This window comes from Paenibacillus sp. FW101-FHT12H11 (assembly GCF_058790355.1).
This window is the reverse complement of the sequence record NZ_JBYTCO010000010.1, coordinates 305,413-319,149: the sequence shown is the minus strand read 5'-3', so window position 1 is coordinate 319,149 and position 13,737 is coordinate 305,413. Positions and strand designations below refer to the sequence as shown.

Annotated in this window: 13 protein-coding genes; 12 read left to right on the top strand and 1 reads right to left on the bottom strand. The window is 47.8% G+C overall.

From position 1 onward, the window contains the following. The first annotated feature begins 162 nt into the window (after positions 1 to 162). Positions 163 to 1,182: a DNA polymerase III subunit delta gene (holA, locus tag AC3WTJ_RS29605; protein WP_492524763.1), complete on the top strand. Its 1,020-nt coding sequence runs from the start codon at positions 163 to 165 to the stop codon at positions 1,180 to 1,182. A 71-nt stretch (positions 1,183 to 1,253) separates the two neighbouring features. On the opposite strand, the gene rpsT is transcribed toward holA, so the two are convergent. Continuing rightward, a complete protein-coding gene (gene rpsT / locus AC3WTJ_RS29600; protein WP_028557986.1) occupies positions 1,254 to 1,505 on the bottom strand; it encodes a 30S ribosomal protein S20 in 252 nt (83 codons plus the stop codon). A gap of 196 nt (positions 1,506 to 1,701) precedes the next feature. Between rpsT and gpr the strand changes: the two genes are divergently transcribed. The 11 genes from gpr to grpE all read left to right on the top strand — a co-directional run bounded on the left by gpr (position 1,702) and on the right by grpE (position 13,700). Further along, on the top strand, positions 1,702 to 2,700 hold the full coding sequence (gene gpr, locus AC3WTJ_RS29595; RefSeq protein ID WP_492524762.1) for a GPR endopeptidase: 999 nt from the start codon (positions 1,702 to 1,704) through the stop codon (positions 2,698 to 2,700). Between the two features lie 131 nt (positions 2,701 to 2,831). After that, positions 2,832 to 3,305, top strand: a complete 474-nt coding sequence (locus AC3WTJ_RS29590; RefSeq protein ID WP_407867966.1) for a TIR domain-containing protein — start codon at positions 2,832 to 2,834, stop codon at positions 3,303 to 3,305. Beyond that, on the top strand, positions 3,302 to 4,279 hold the full coding sequence (locus AC3WTJ_RS29585; RefSeq protein WP_492524761.1) for a TIR domain-containing protein: 978 nt from the start codon (positions 3,302 to 3,304) through the stop codon (positions 4,277 to 4,279). Before AC3WTJ_RS29590 ends, AC3WTJ_RS29585 begins: the two co-directional genes overlap by 4 nt. A gap of 598 nt (positions 4,280 to 4,877) precedes the next feature. Then, positions 4,878 to 6,104 carry a stage II sporulation protein P gene (spoIIP, locus tag AC3WTJ_RS29580; RefSeq protein ID WP_407867963.1) on the top strand — a complete coding sequence of 409 codons (1,227 nt, stop codon included), beginning with the start codon at positions 4,878 to 4,880 and terminating at the stop codon, positions 6,102 to 6,104. Positions 6,105 to 6,163: 59 nt separating this feature from the next. Beyond that, positions 6,164 to 6,577, top strand: coding sequence for a DUF3679 domain-containing protein (locus AC3WTJ_RS29575; protein ID WP_492524760.1), 414 nt, complete (start codon positions 6,164 to 6,166; stop codon positions 6,575 to 6,577). Positions 6,578 to 6,653: 76 nt separating this feature from the next. Continuing rightward, a complete protein-coding gene (lepA, locus tag AC3WTJ_RS29570) occupies positions 6,654 to 8,468 on the top strand; it encodes a translation elongation factor 4 (RefSeq protein WP_492524759.1) in 1,815 nt (604 codons plus the stop codon). 133 nt (positions 8,469 to 8,601) lie between these two features. Next, on the top strand, positions 8,602 to 9,753 hold the full coding sequence (gene hemW / locus AC3WTJ_RS29565; RefSeq protein WP_492524758.1) for a radical SAM family heme chaperone HemW: 1,152 nt from the start codon (positions 8,602 to 8,604) through the stop codon (positions 9,751 to 9,753). 159 nt (positions 9,754 to 9,912) lie between these two features. Beyond that, a complete protein-coding gene (locus tag AC3WTJ_RS29560; RefSeq protein ID WP_492524757.1) occupies positions 9,913 to 10,386 on the top strand; it encodes an N-acetyltransferase in 474 nt (157 codons plus the stop codon). A gap of 111 nt (positions 10,387 to 10,497) precedes the next feature. Continuing rightward, positions 10,498 to 11,526: a heat-inducible transcriptional repressor HrcA gene (gene hrcA / locus AC3WTJ_RS29555; RefSeq protein WP_127449825.1), complete on the top strand. Its 1,029-nt coding sequence runs from the start codon at positions 10,498 to 10,500 to the stop codon at positions 11,524 to 11,526. Next, positions 11,523 to 13,064, top strand: coding sequence for a TCP-1/cpn60 chaperonin family protein (locus AC3WTJ_RS29550; protein WP_492524756.1), 1,542 nt, complete (start codon positions 11,523 to 11,525; stop codon positions 13,062 to 13,064). The genes hrcA and AC3WTJ_RS29550 overlap by 4 nt, the downstream gene beginning before the upstream one ends. 60 nt (positions 13,065 to 13,124) lie before the next feature. Then, positions 13,125 to 13,700, top strand: a complete 576-nt coding sequence (grpE, locus tag AC3WTJ_RS29545; RefSeq protein WP_492524755.1) for a nucleotide exchange factor GrpE — start codon at positions 13,125 to 13,127, stop codon at positions 13,698 to 13,700. Positions 13,701 to 13,737: the final 37 nt, after the last annotated feature.

Below are 13,737 nucleotides of genomic sequence, written 5' to 3'. Positions count from 1 at the left end.
GGGAAGCGAAGGTATGCTAAGGGTTCGCCCACACGGTCTAAGGTTTCTAGAGCCTTTAACCGGTGTTTAAATAGACAGACAAAGGGATTACTTCAAGGTCGAAGGACTTTGACGTAATCCCTTTGTTGTTGGTAAAATGAAGGCGAGGAGTGGACGCCAGCTATGGACGCAAAGAGAGCTTTGAAAGATATACAAGCAGGGCGGCAAGCACCCGTGTATTTGTGCTACGGTCCCGAGAAATATAAAATGAGAGAGTTTATTCAGGTGTTAACAGATTCACTTATTGAGCCGGAGCATAAGGAATTTGCTGTGAGTAAATTCGATTTAAGCGAAATCTCGCTTTCATCCGTACTTGAAGATGCGGAGACGCTTCCATTCATGGTGCCTAAGAAGCTTGTCATCGCCAAAAACGCGCTGTTTTTTACAGGAGCCAAGGAAAGCACGAAAATTGAGCATCACTTAGACCGTTTAACCGACTATTTAAAATCGCCCGCCGAGCACACTGTCGTTGTGTTTACTGTAGACGCGGATAAATTGGACGAGCGCAAAAAAATCGTCAAAGCGCTCAAAGACATGGAAGCGGCCGTGCCCTTCTTATCCCTAAGCCCAGAGGAGCTACAGCAATGGGTCGCTGCTAGAGCGCGTCAGCGGGGGTTCTCGTTTACCGGGGAAGCTACGGACCAACTGATTCTCTATACAGGCGGTAATTTGCAATCGCTGTCCGCAGAAATCGAGAAAATCTCTTTATATGTGGGGGCTGGGAGCGAGGCAACCACAGATGTAATTGATCAGCTTGTCGCTCGAAGCACGGAGCAGAACGTTTTTATACTAATTGAAGACATTGTGAACGTGAGGCTGGAACGTGCCTTTGTTATTTTAGAAGAGTTGCTGAAACAACGGGAAGAGCCGATCAAAATAGCTGCGCTTATTGCCAGGCAGTTCCGCATTATGCTGCAGGTCAAAGAGCTTAGCAAGCAAGGCTACTCTCAGCAGCAAATGGCTTCTCAGATCGGGCTGCACCCGTTCGCGGTGAAGGTGGCTGAAGGTCAAGCGCGGAAATACAATATTGAGAAACTGAGCGATATCATGTCCCAACTGGCAGATCTTGATTTCCAGATGAAGACCGGGAAAATTGATAAAGTGCTAGGGTTAGAAATGTTCCTTCTTAGGCTGGCTGCCTAAGGAGGTTTTTTGTTAAACGGAAAAAAGCCCAATTCTCGGAAGAGAACTGGACTTTTGCTTTATGTCCTGTATTACGCTTGGGCCGTAAGAGCGTTCAGCTTTTTAGCCAGACGGGACTTCTTGCGGTTAGCGGCATTTTTATGGATTAAACCTTTAGAAGCTGCTTTATCTAACTTCTTGGAAGCGTTAATTAGAGCTTCTGGGCTTACAGCTGTTTCGAAAGCTTTCACAGCAGTACGCAGAGCGGACTTTTGGGAAGCGTTACGAAGACGGCGCTTTTCGCTAACTTTTACTCGTTTAATAGCGGATTTAATGTTTGGCATGAAATTCACCTCCTACTTACAAAACACGGTTCAACGTTACATTTGTATGTTTGCTGACAACTTTAAGTATTCTACCATGCAACTATTGAAAATGCAAGACCTGTCAATAGGTTTTCAGTGGCTATTCCATTTGCATAACAGCCTCATATTCGTCACACACTAAGAGATGCAAAGCACCTCAGAAAGGGGAACTTCCATGGACTTAAGCTCTTTTACCACCCATACGGATCTTGCGCTGGATGCAAGGGATATGGCTCATGCAGCGAATCAAGGGCAGCCGATACCTGGTATTGAACAGGAGTCGACTCGTGAAAATGGCATACGCGTTACCAAAATTAACGTAAAAAATGAAGAAGGCTCCAAAGCCCTTGGCAAACTCCTTGGTCATTATATAACGATAGAAGTTCCTGCACTACGCGAAAAAGACAGCCAATTGCAGGACCGTGTAGCTACGAAGCTGGCCCAAGAATTCGAGCAATTTTTGCGGGACATAGGGATTCCCCAGAATGCCAAAGCGCTGATTATCGGGCTCGGCAACTCCAACGTGACGCCGGATGCGCTCGGACCACTCGTAGTAGACAATATCATGGTGACACGCCACTACTTTGAACTGATGCCGGAAGATGTGAGTCCAGGTTATCGCCCCGTCAGTGCGGTAGCTCCCGGGGTGCTTGGGACAACGGGGATTGAAAGCAGTGATATCGTGCTCGGGATTGTTGAAAAATCAAAACCTGATTTCATCATTGCCATCGATGCATTGGCTTCCAGATCGCTCGATCGGGTAAATACGACCATCCAAATTGCCGATACGGGTATTCATCCGGGCTCTGGTATCGGCAATAAGCGCAAAGGGTTAACAAAGGAGAATCTCGGCATACCTGTAGTGGCTATAGGCGTGCCGACGGTTGTTTATGCTTCGACCATTGTCAATAACGCCTTCGACCTCATGCAAAAGCATTTTAGCGAACAGACGGCCAATACGGGACAAATACTTGGGCTGCTGGACAATATACATGAAGAGGAGCGTCTTCAGCTCGTCAAAGAAGTGCTAAACCCAGTCGGCCACGATTTATTAGTCACTCCGAAGGAAATTGATCAGTTTATCGAGGACATCGCCAATATTATTGCCAGCGGTTTGAATGCTGCACTGCACGACGCCGTTGGCGTTGAGAATGTAGCGGCTTATACGCACTGAACATATCGGAACTGTGTCTGCGATTTCGTGGAACAGTTCTTTCTTTTGCCCATTGTTAGGACGATCTGGAAGGAAAAAGATGGCAGGTGTCGAAGTAACAGACAATCACTATAAAATAAGGAAGTGGTACTGTGAGCAGCACACAGCTGGCAAAACTATTCATTGGGTCGTCTGCTGAAAGTATTGACGTAGCAGAGGCATTGCAGTCAAATCTCCATTTTTCCTGTGATGTCACGGTTTGGAGCCAGTTACTATTCCCGCCTTCACATACAACGTTAGCCCCGCTAATTAAGCAGGCTCAAGCAAGTGATTTCGCTATCTTTGTCTTTCAACCAAATGATTTAACGCTTTTGAGAGATTCAGTTGTCAGTACCGTCCGCGATAATGTGATCCTGGAGCTTGGATTATTCATTGGGCAAATCGGCTTAGAAAGAACTTATTTCCTCATCCCGGAAAAAGAAGACTTTCATATTGCCACGGACCTCTTGGGATTGACACCGCTTACTTATAAAGCCAATCATCCATCCGGCTTGATGGCGGGACTGGGACCGGCCACTTACACCGTGAAACGAATGTTGAAAGAGTTAGGATTGAGAATCAAATGAAACCTAAAATGTTTATTGGTTGTTCGCCTGCAAGTCTGCTTTGGGCGGAATTCTATCAATCGCAGCTAGCTTCGACGGCTGATGTCACCGTCATTAACCAAGGTGTCCTGACGGCATCGCAGCATAAATTAAAGATGCTCAAAAAGCATATTGAAGATACGGATTTTGCATTGCTGATTCTGGGTCGCGAGGACATGCAGCACAGGGTGACTTATGCCAATCTCTTGGTACTCATCGGTCTATGCATTGGTGAGCTAGGGCACAGCAGAACTTTTATTGTGATGTCGAGCGGCGGTGAACTGCCTGAATACCTCGAAGGCTATAACCCTCTGCGGGTTGATGACACGCAAACGAATCAAGAGATTGGAGAATTAGCAGGTCCTCATCTTTATCCAATAAAAAGCAGCATTGCTTCACATAAGAAACGTATGAAACCATCCGATATGAAAAAAAATGATGCCATTCGCAGTTTCCTCTTTGATGCGCTGGACTCGCTGAGTGTCTCAAACGTGGATTATGACCGTGTTCTAGACAAATTCCATAAGACATTTGATACCAATTGTGGTATAATCGAGCTTCAAGAAGTGACGGCTGCAACGTTGTTTGAGCTTCTTGATGACGGAGTTACTTTACAACAGTTTGGCCGCGCGGGACAGGTCAGCAACAATCACAGCTTTCATGTGAATGATCCTACCAGTTACCTGGCGGAATGTTACCGCGGCAAAGATACAAACATCTACCTCGGGCGAGCCAAGGATAAAGAAGACGGCGAGTTTGAATATATATATTGCGTAAAGCTGCATCCAACCATCGTTTCTTCCATACATTTCAAAACAAGAGCGGATATTCCGCAGCGCAATCACCATCAAGTTATGATGGAGTTATCGGAAAGAAACGCGAAGCTCGTGTCTTCACTCAAATCCATTGTGAAAGGAAGGATTCTCTATGCTGAAGCACATGAAGAAAGTTCGTAACCGACTAACCGCCAAACATGCCCACAAAGCTACCGATAAGACTAAACTATATAATGGCCCCACGGTTCTTAACAAACCAAGCGGGGTAACAATCGTAGCCAAAGGATCATTTGATTTCGAGTCCCTGGCTTAACTCAATATGGAACATTTAAGAACCCCAGATGGGGTTCTTTTTTATTATTTAAGTACTCCACCCCATGAGAATTGCTGCTATGGCTTGAGCGGTTTCACCCTGGCCAGGGAGGGGAACTACAGAGCGCTATTTCATCGAAATAGGCTCTTTTTTGCGCGGAGGGGAACTGTGGGCTGCTATTTGTCCGTTTTCTTGAAGAAAACGGGTTTGGCGGTTAAATAAGAGCCTGTAGTTCCGCATGAACGCGGCGACGGGCTGAATTTGCTAGAATAGCAGCCTGTAGTTCCTCAAAGGCGTATCGTTTCGTTGATCATCTTAACGCTTGTATGAGCTTACCCCTTTCCTTTCGCCAAGTGTGCAAGTAATGCTGTTATCTCCTTCTATCAAAAAATTCTATCGTTTCGGGTTCTATCGACGGGGCTCGTTTCATAGATTGAATTAAGATAGTTTAGGAGGAATCAGACTATGAAATGGACTTCAGCCACTCTCAATCTCAGCCACGTTCGAAAAACCTTTCAGAGCGCCAGTTCCGTCGGAAAAACGTTCTTTATTCTAAGCGCAGCAACATTAGCCATTTTTGTTTTAGTTGGCGTAGGGGGCTATCTGCAGAATAAAGTCATAACGACCTCGCCGGTTTCGTCGATGAAAAGTTTAGCCGCATCTGTCACGAATCAGTTTTTTATCGATATGCTTGGCATGGAAGTGCCTCATCTAAATAAAGACCAGAAGAAATTTACGTTCTCCCAGCATAATGTCTTTCATTTTGCTTTCCAGTTCCTGACGGACATTAATCCAAGCGACCCGAAAAGTTTGGTAGCTAGCGAAGTTCCAGGTATGGATGCCAACAAGTCTACCGTCCTGGTCAAAGGAAGCGAAGCGAACCCGAGCGATCCTGTTGATTACAATCCCGTCTCTACGGATCTGGAAGCCGAGGCCAAGAATCCTCCGAGCCCGACGCCCGAACCCACGCCAACGGGTACTACAACGCCAGTTGTTAGCCAAACAGGCCAGCCGCCCAAATCAGCAGGTGACAACGTAGCTTTCATTTACCAAACGCATAGCAATGAATCTTTCCTGCCTGAGCTCAAGGGAGTTACGGATCCGGATAAAGCTTACAGCGATAAAGTCAACATCATTTCCGTTGGCCAACGGCTGGCGCAGAACTTGGAAAAAGATGGAATTGGCGCAGTCCATTCACAAACGATTTATCCTAGTACGGTTAAAAATTTCGAATATCCATATTCTTATAAATATTCCTTAAAAACATTGCAAGAAGCATCCGCCCAGCATCCGGATTTACAGTATTATTTCGATCTGCACCGCGATTCCGCGGCTCGCAATAAAACAACCGTTACGATTGACGGCAAGGATTACGCACAGGTGTATTTCATTATCGGCGGAAAAAATCCAAATTGGAAAAAAAATGAGGAGTTCGCCAATAAGATTCATCAAGTGTTGGAAGCCAAACATCCTGGGATCTCCAAAGGGATCCATGCGAAGGAAGCTAGTGAAGGCAATGGCTTATATAATCAGAACTTTTCGCCAAACAACATATTGATTGAGGTAGGCGGTCCCTACAATTCATTGGAGGAGTGCTACCGAACAACGGATTGGCTGGCTGATGCCATTTCAGAAGTGATTTTGAATGCGAAGAAAGTTGACGCTCCGGCGGCAAGTCCTAAGCAATCCTAAGCAATTTGAGGGATGAAGAAGCTTAGAGCAACATTATGAAATTTAAAGGAGGCTTTCTCATGAAGCTGAGGCACTTTTATATCAAGGTGAGCTTGTTCGGATTGCTGCTGCTGTTCTGCATTTTATTCGGTGTCAGCTTAGCGTCCAGCGGGATGGAACGAATTCAAGGTCCTCAGCCTTCTGCGAAAGCCGCCGCACAAGAGCCGGTGAAGCCAACTGGGAAGGGGACAGTTGCAGCTGCGAGTGCCGGCAAGGCAACCACATCCCCAACCCCAAAAGGTGACGCTGGCGCTAAAACAAATGCAGGTTCAACCGCGAAACCTGAAACCGAAAAGCAAGCAGATCCCGTAGCCGACCACGACAACTCTCTGAATCATGTGGGAAATAAACTCGGAGACCTGCTGCAAATCGCATCGCATCATGGAATTAAGCTGTTTGTGTCGATCTTTGACGCTATATTGGGCAAAGGATGAGGGTGTACATTGCTGCAACTTCCCACAACTGCTATAATGAAAATTATTTGCATGTTGTGGGGGTTATTACGTTAGCATGACTGACATTCGCGAAAGACAATCAAGAATTCGAAACTTTTCAATCATCGCTCATATCGATCACGGCAAATCAACACTTGCTGACCGCATCTTGGAATATACAGGTGCGCTGTCGACCCGTGAGATGCAGGAGCAAGTACTTGACCAAATGGATCTGGAGCGGGAACGCGGGATTACAATCAAGCTGCAAGCGGTAAGACTGAATTACCGGGCGGATGACGGCATTGATTATATCCTTAATCTGATTGATACACCAGGACACGTCGACTTTACTTATGAAGTATCCCGAAGCCTTGCGGCTTGCGAAGGCGCATTGCTGGTCGTGGACGCTGCACAGGGAATTGAAGCTCAAACGCTGGCTAACGTGTATCTGGCGCTTGAAAATAACTTGGAAATTTTACCTGTTATTAATAAAATCGATTTGCCAAGCGCTGATCCGGATAAAGTGAAGCAGGAAGTCGAAGACGTGATCGGGCTTGATGCCAGCGATGCGGTGCTCGCTTCTGCGAAAGCAGGCATAGGCATTAAGGAAATCATCGAGCAAGTTTGCCAGAAGGTGCCGGCACCACAAGGCAATCCTGACAATCCGCTTAAAGCGTTGATTTTCGACTCTCATTATGACGCGTACAAAGGTGTTATTGTTTATGTGCGTGTTGTAGACGGATCTATCAAAGCAGGCTCCAAAATCAAGATGATGGCGACCAACAAAACGTTCGAAGTCATCGAGGTTGGCGCATTCAAGCCAAGAATGTCCTCGGTTCCATCGCTGGAAGTCGGAGATGTTGGTTTTATCGTTGCCGGTATCAAAAATGTCGGAGATACGCGCGTCGGGGACACGGTAACCGAAGCGGATCGTCAAGCGCCAGAGCCGCTGCCAGGTTATCGACGGATTAATCCGATGGTTTTCTGTGGCTTGTATCCAATCGAAACAACGGATTACAATGATTTGCGTGAAGCTCTGCAGAAATTGGAGCTCAATGACGCATCACTCCGTTTCGAACCTGAAACGTCGACGGCGCTAGGATTTGGCTTCCGCTGCGGTTTCTTGGGACTGCTGCACATGGAAATCATTCAGGAACGTATTGAACGTGAGTTCAACATTCCGTTAATTACGACGGCGCCAAGCGTTATCTACCGCATCACGTTAACGAATGGCGATGTGATGGACATTGATAACCCGTCGAACTATCCGGATCCGCAGCGTATCGATTTCGTTGAAGAGCCATACGTGAAAGCTTCCGTCATTGTGCCGAATGATTATGTAGGTACGATCATGGAGCTATGTCAAGGCAAACGCGGCGAATACTTGAATATGGAGTACTTGGATTCGAACCGCGTCACGTTAACTTACGACATCCCATTGTCCGAGATCGTTTATGACTTCTTCGATATGTTGAAGTCCAGAACCAAAGGTTATGCGTCCTTTGATTACGAATTGTCCGGATACAAGAAGTCGAATCTCGTAAAAATGGACATTTTGCTCAATTCCGAGCAGGTCGATGCGCTCTCTTTCATTGTTCACCGTGACACCGCATATAACCGCGGCAAAATCATCTGTGACAAACTGAAAGATTTGATTCCTCGCCAAATGTTCGAGGTGCCGATTCAAGCGGCAATCGGACAAAAGATCGTAGCCCGTGAAACCGTTAAAGCCATGCGGAAGAACGTCCTTGCCAAGTGTTACGGCGGTGACATTTCGCGTAAACGGAAGTTGCTCGACAAGCAAAAAGAAGGTAAAAAGCGCATGAAGCAGGTCGGCAGCGTGGAAGTGCCGCAAGAGGCGTTCATGGCTGTACTTAAAATAGACGAATAGTTTGCAGTGAATAAGAAGCTGGGGTGGCAGAGTACTCTGTCCCTTGGCTTCTTATCAGTTGATAACCTAGACAAACGCGCTCGTCCACAAGGACGACGAATTTGGCTGTCCAGGATAGAAAGGAAATACCCTTATGTTAGTTACTTATGCAGCTCCAACTGCTGTGTACATTCATATCCCGTTTTGCACAAATAAATGCCATTATTGCGATTTTAACTCCTATGTGCTCAAAGGCCAGCCTGTTATGGAGTATTTAGATGCGCTGGAACGTGAAATGGAGCTTACCGTAAAAAATAACCCGCCGGCTAAAGTAGAAACAATTTTCGTAGGCGGAGGAACACCGACTGTCTTGCTTCCTGATCAAATGGAACGGTTTTTGCGGATGGTCCGCACGTATTTTCCGGCTGACGCGGCGGAAGTCGAATTTTCCATGGAAGCCAATCCGGGAACGACGGATGAAGATAAGCTTGCGGTTATGAAAGAAGGCGGCGTCAATCGTATAAGTTTTGGCGTACAGTCATTTAACAATGATCTGCTTTCCGCAATTGGCCGTATTCATAATACAGATGATGTGCATAGAAGCATTGAGAATGCCAAAAAGCTTGGCTTTGACAATTTGTCCATCGACTTAATGTTTGGTCTGCCGAAACAAACCGTCGAGATTATGCAGGCGACTTTGGATGAAGCTTTATCGCTCGATTTGCAGCATTACTCCATCTACAGTTTAAAAGTGGAAGAAAATACGTTGTTCCATACGTTGTTCAACAAAAATCAGCTGCCGCTGCCAAGTGAAGATGAAGAGGTCGATATGTATGAGCTCATTATGAAGCGTTTGGAAGCTGCGGGTTACAAGCAATATGAAATTAGCAACTTTGCGAAGCCAGGGCGGGAAAGCAGGCACAATACGATGTATTGGCGTAACCGATCTTATTATGGGCTTGGCGCAGGGGCGCATGGCTATATGAACAGGCAGCGTCATGTGAATGTAAAAGGGATTCAGCCTTACATTGATGCGACAAAAACAGGATTGCCGATCATGGAGCAATTTGAAGTTACGCGGCAGGAAGCCATGGAAGATTTCATGATGGTCGGCTTGCGTCTGTTGGAAGGCGTGCGGAATGCCGATTTCCAAGATCAGTTTGGAGACACGATTGAAGCGCATTTCGGAGATACCATTAAAGGCTGGGAACAGAAAAAATTGCTGGAGCGAACGCCGGACGGGTATCGATTGTCCAAACACGGCATTCTGCTGGGCAATGAAGTGTTTGCTTCCTTCTTAACTTAGGCTTTTCTTGAATTTGACCCGGAGTCGGGCAAAAAATCCCTTGTGCAAATATACGGTATGTTGTATATTTATACATGAATCCACAAGCGTTGCAGCGGTTAGGCTGTGAGGACGCTAGCGTGGGTTTTGTGCATTTTTGTTGCGATTGGTGGGATGACAGTGAATTCATCAACTACAGTGTCCGTTAGGAAAGCATCGATCATCGATATCGATAAGCTTTATGAAATTATACAAGGCTATGCGAAACAGGGCATTATGCTGCCGCGTACCAAGGAAATGCTGGAGGAGCAAATCGACTCTTTCGTCGTTGCTGAGCATGATGGTACATTAATAGGCTGCGGCTCCCTTACAAGGCTTGGACCCGATCTTGTCGAGATTCGCTCGCTAGGGATGACGCCAGGCTTCAAAGGGCAAGGAATTGGCGGCAAGCTTGTTGATTTCCTGGTTGAAGAAGCAAGAAGCCAAGGCATTGTGAAAGTAATGGCGCTTACGTATGAAGTTGCTTTTTTTCAAAAAAATGGTTTTACCCTTGTACCAAAAGAGATTTTTCCGGAGAAGGTTTGGAAAGATTGTGTGCATTGCAAAAAACAGTATTGCTGCGATGAAATCGCCGTACTCAAACGATTGGATTGACTTGACAACAGACCTTAGGGTCTGTTATTTTTGTATTAGGATTTAGCACTCACTAAATACGAGTGCTAACGAAAGTGATCATAGAGCGATTGTGAAGAGGAGGGGTACTTGATGTTGACGGATCGGCAACGCATGATTTTGAGTGCTATCATAGATGATTATGTTCGTTCAGCAGAACCAATTGGTTCAAGAAGTATTTCGAAACGAGGCAATGTCGGTTTTAGTCCGGCTACGATTCGTAACGAAATGTCCGATCTCGAAGAGATGGGTTACTTGGAGCAGCCGCATACGTCCGCAGGCCGTATACCCTCGCACAAAGGTTATCGTTACTATGTCGATCATCTGCTCCAGCATGGTACTTTGCATGAGAATGATTTGAATTCAATGAAGGGCACTTTTGCTCAGCGCATTCAAGAGATGGAAGGTGTTATCCAGCATGTTGCCGGTGTACTGTCCTCCTTGACGAATTATACATCGATTGTGCTCGGGCCTGAGGTATTCAGTACGACGTTGAAGCATTTGCAGATCATCCCTCTTACTGAGACGACTGCTGTCGCCATTATTGTCATGAATACAGGGCATGTGGAGAACAAAACGATTACGATTCCTGATGGTATTCGAATGTCCGACATCGAGAAGGTTGTCAATATTCTGAATGCCAAATTGCAGAACGTGCCGCTGATCCAGTTTAAATCCCGACTTTATAATGAAGTCGCGAGCGAGCTGGGCAAATATGTGAATGGTTACCAGGAGCTGCTTTCGGTTGTGGAAAGTGTGCTGCAAAGTGATGAGAAGGATCGCGTGTTTCTTAGCGGTATGACCAACATGCTGACACAACCTGAATTTAAGGATGTTGACAAGGTCAAAAGCATTTTTGATCTATTGGAAGAAGCACCTACACTTATCAAATTGTTTACTCCGACAAATGAAGGCATGGAGATCAAAATCGGTGCTGAAAATAGTATTGAAGCTATAAATAATTGCAGTTTGATTACGGCCTCCTATTCGATTGGCGGCCAGCCTCTGGGTACCATAGGCATCTTGGGGCCAACGCGAATGGAATACGGCAGGGTCATTAGTTTAATGAATCATTTATCGAAGCAAATGGAAGACGTGCTGGGACGTTGGTACGGCAAATGAGCGGTATCAAGACAGGACACAGCGAGGGCGAAGAACGCTACTCTACATTAGTTAATAATGCAGCAGCCGTTAGGGCTATTTGTTCCGCGGTTGAGGGCACACTGGGTCCTAAAGGGCTTGACACCATGCTGGTTGGCGGACAGGGAGATGTCATCATCACCAATGATGGAGTCACCATTTTAGAAAAAATGGACGTCTCCCATCCCGCGGCCAGATTGATGATTCAAGTCGCGCGGAGCCAGCAGCGGCAAATTGGCGACGGCACGACGACAGCGACGGTTCTTGCCGGCGCGCTGGTGCAGGAAGGTGTCGCGCAAGTAACGCGCGGCGTACCGGTTGCCAAGGTCGTCAGCGGGATGCTGCAAGGCATCGAGCTGGCGGTAGAAAGCTTGGAGCGCCGAAGCCGCGCGATCACGGGGTTAAGCGATAATGCGCTGAAACGCATCGCGATCACGGCAGGCCGAGAGCAGACGGATATCGCGAGGCTCATCGTTCAAGCCGCCGAAGCGGTCGGCGAGGCGAAACTTCGCGAAGACGGGTACCGCTTCGCAGACAGCGTGATCGCCCATGAAGAGGCGAGCAGCGAGGTCTGGACCGGCATTCTGCTGAACCAGAAGCCGATGAATCTGCATCTCGACCAAGAGCGGCGAGATGCCCGCATTCTTGTGCTGCATGATGCCTTGGAGCCTGAGGCGGTCAGCGAGGAATCGCTGGTCACCGAGGTAGGCTTCCAGCGCTATATGCAGCTGAGAGAGCTTTTCCGCAGCAACCTTGCGTCGCTGCTGGAGCTTGGGGTCGGACTCATCGCGTCCGACCGCGGGGTTGATCCCGAGGCGGAGCAGTTCTGCTCCGACCATGGCATCATCGTGCTGCAGCGCTTGTCCCGCAGGGACTTGCAGCACCTGAGCGAGCACACCGGCGCTCGGCCGGTGCGTCGCACGGCGCTGCGCAAGAGCGCGCCGGAGCTTGACGCGGCGCTAGGCCGCGCGGGCTATGCCGCGTACGACGAGCGCCTGGGGCGCGTACGCGTAGCGGGTGGTCACGGTGAGCAGCACGTGACCGTGATCGTCGGTGCGGCGACGCGCGAAGCGGCCCATGAGCGCTCGCGCATCGCCAAGGATGCCGCCTCGGCCGTGCAAGCCGCCGTGCGCGGCGGATACTTGCCCGGAGGCGGTGCCGCAGAGATGGCGGTCGCGCATGATCTCGAGCGCGTCCGCGAGACGATGAAGGGCATGGAGGGATTCGGTGTAGCCGCTGTGGCTGGAGCACTGCGTAAGCCGCTGGCTCAGATCGTTGTCAACGCGGGTTATAATCCGCTTGAGAAGGTTGAAGAGCTGAAAGCGGCGCAGATCGCACTGGAAACCGATAGCCTCGGAATTGATTGCGACACCGGCCAGGTGACGGATTTCGTCGAAGCCGGCATTGTAGACCCCGCAGATGTGAAAATTCATGCATTGCAGGCCGCAGGAGAGGTTGCTGCCGCTGTACTGCGTATTCATACCGTGATTAAGATGAAGCAGCCTTTTGAAGAAGAGTAAAGCTGGGCAAACTGACGATAACGAAATTTTGTTGTATTATGTTGAGGAGGTGAAGGACAATTGAGTACTGATAACAAAACAGATGAGCAAGACGTGAACACTACATACGCAGCCGACAACGAGCAAACCGCAGAAAACCAGGAAGATGCGGCAGCTCAAGACACTCAAGCTGATGCTTCTGCGGAGGCAAGTGAATTAGAGAAGGCGCGTGTGCAAGCCGAAGAAAACTACCAGCGTTTATTGCGCGTTCAAGCGGACTTCGACAACTTCCGCCGCCGCGCTAGAGCGGAGAAGGAAGACTTTGCTAAATATGCTTCACTTAAATTGATTGAGCAGCTTTTGCCGATTGTAGATAACTTCGATCGCGCGTTAGCGTCAAGCAAAGAGACGAAGGATTTCGACGCATTGGCGAAAGGTTTGGATATGACATATCGCGGCATGGATCAACTGCTGACGGCTGAAGGCCTGAAGCCGATCGAAGCCGTTGGTCAACCGTTCAACCCGGAATTCCACCAGGCTGTTATGCAGGTTGAATCTGACGAGCATGAGGAAGGCATTGTCGTTGAGGAGCTTCAAAAAGGCTACATCCTTAAAGATAAAGTCATCCGTCCAGCTATGGTGAAAGTTAGCGTCTAGATCTTATCATTTTAAAAAATAAAAATATCGAATCTAT

Excerpts from the sequence above, each read along its gene's own strand:
- holA (WP_492524763.1), top strand. The coding sequence starts at position 163 with ATGGACGCAAAGAGAGCTTTGAAAGATATACAAGCAGGGCGGCAAGCA.
- rpsT (WP_028557986.1), bottom strand. The coding sequence starts at position 1,505 with ATGCCAAACATTAAATCCGCTATTAAACGAGTAAAAGTTAGCGAAAAG.
- gpr (WP_492524762.1), top strand. The coding sequence starts at position 1,702 with ATGGACTTAAGCTCTTTTACCACCCATACGGATCTTGCGCTGGATGCA.
- AC3WTJ_RS29585 (WP_492524761.1), top strand. The coding sequence starts at position 3,302 with ATGAAACCTAAAATGTTTATTGGTTGTTCGCCTGCAAGTCTGCTTTGG.
- spoIIP (WP_407867963.1), top strand. The coding sequence starts at position 4,878 with ATGAAATGGACTTCAGCCACTCTCAATCTCAGCCACGTTCGAAAAACC.
- AC3WTJ_RS29575 (WP_492524760.1), top strand. The coding sequence starts at position 6,164 with ATGAAGCTGAGGCACTTTTATATCAAGGTGAGCTTGTTCGGATTGCTG.
- lepA (WP_492524759.1), top strand. The coding sequence starts at position 6,654 with ATGACTGACATTCGCGAAAGACAATCAAGAATTCGAAACTTTTCAATC.
- hemW (WP_492524758.1), top strand. The coding sequence starts at position 8,602 with ATGTTAGTTACTTATGCAGCTCCAACTGCTGTGTACATTCATATCCCG.
- hrcA (WP_127449825.1), top strand. The coding sequence starts at position 10,498 with ATGTTGACGGATCGGCAACGCATGATTTTGAGTGCTATCATAGATGAT.
- AC3WTJ_RS29550 (WP_492524756.1), top strand. The coding sequence starts at position 11,523 with ATGAGCGGTATCAAGACAGGACACAGCGAGGGCGAAGAACGCTACTCT.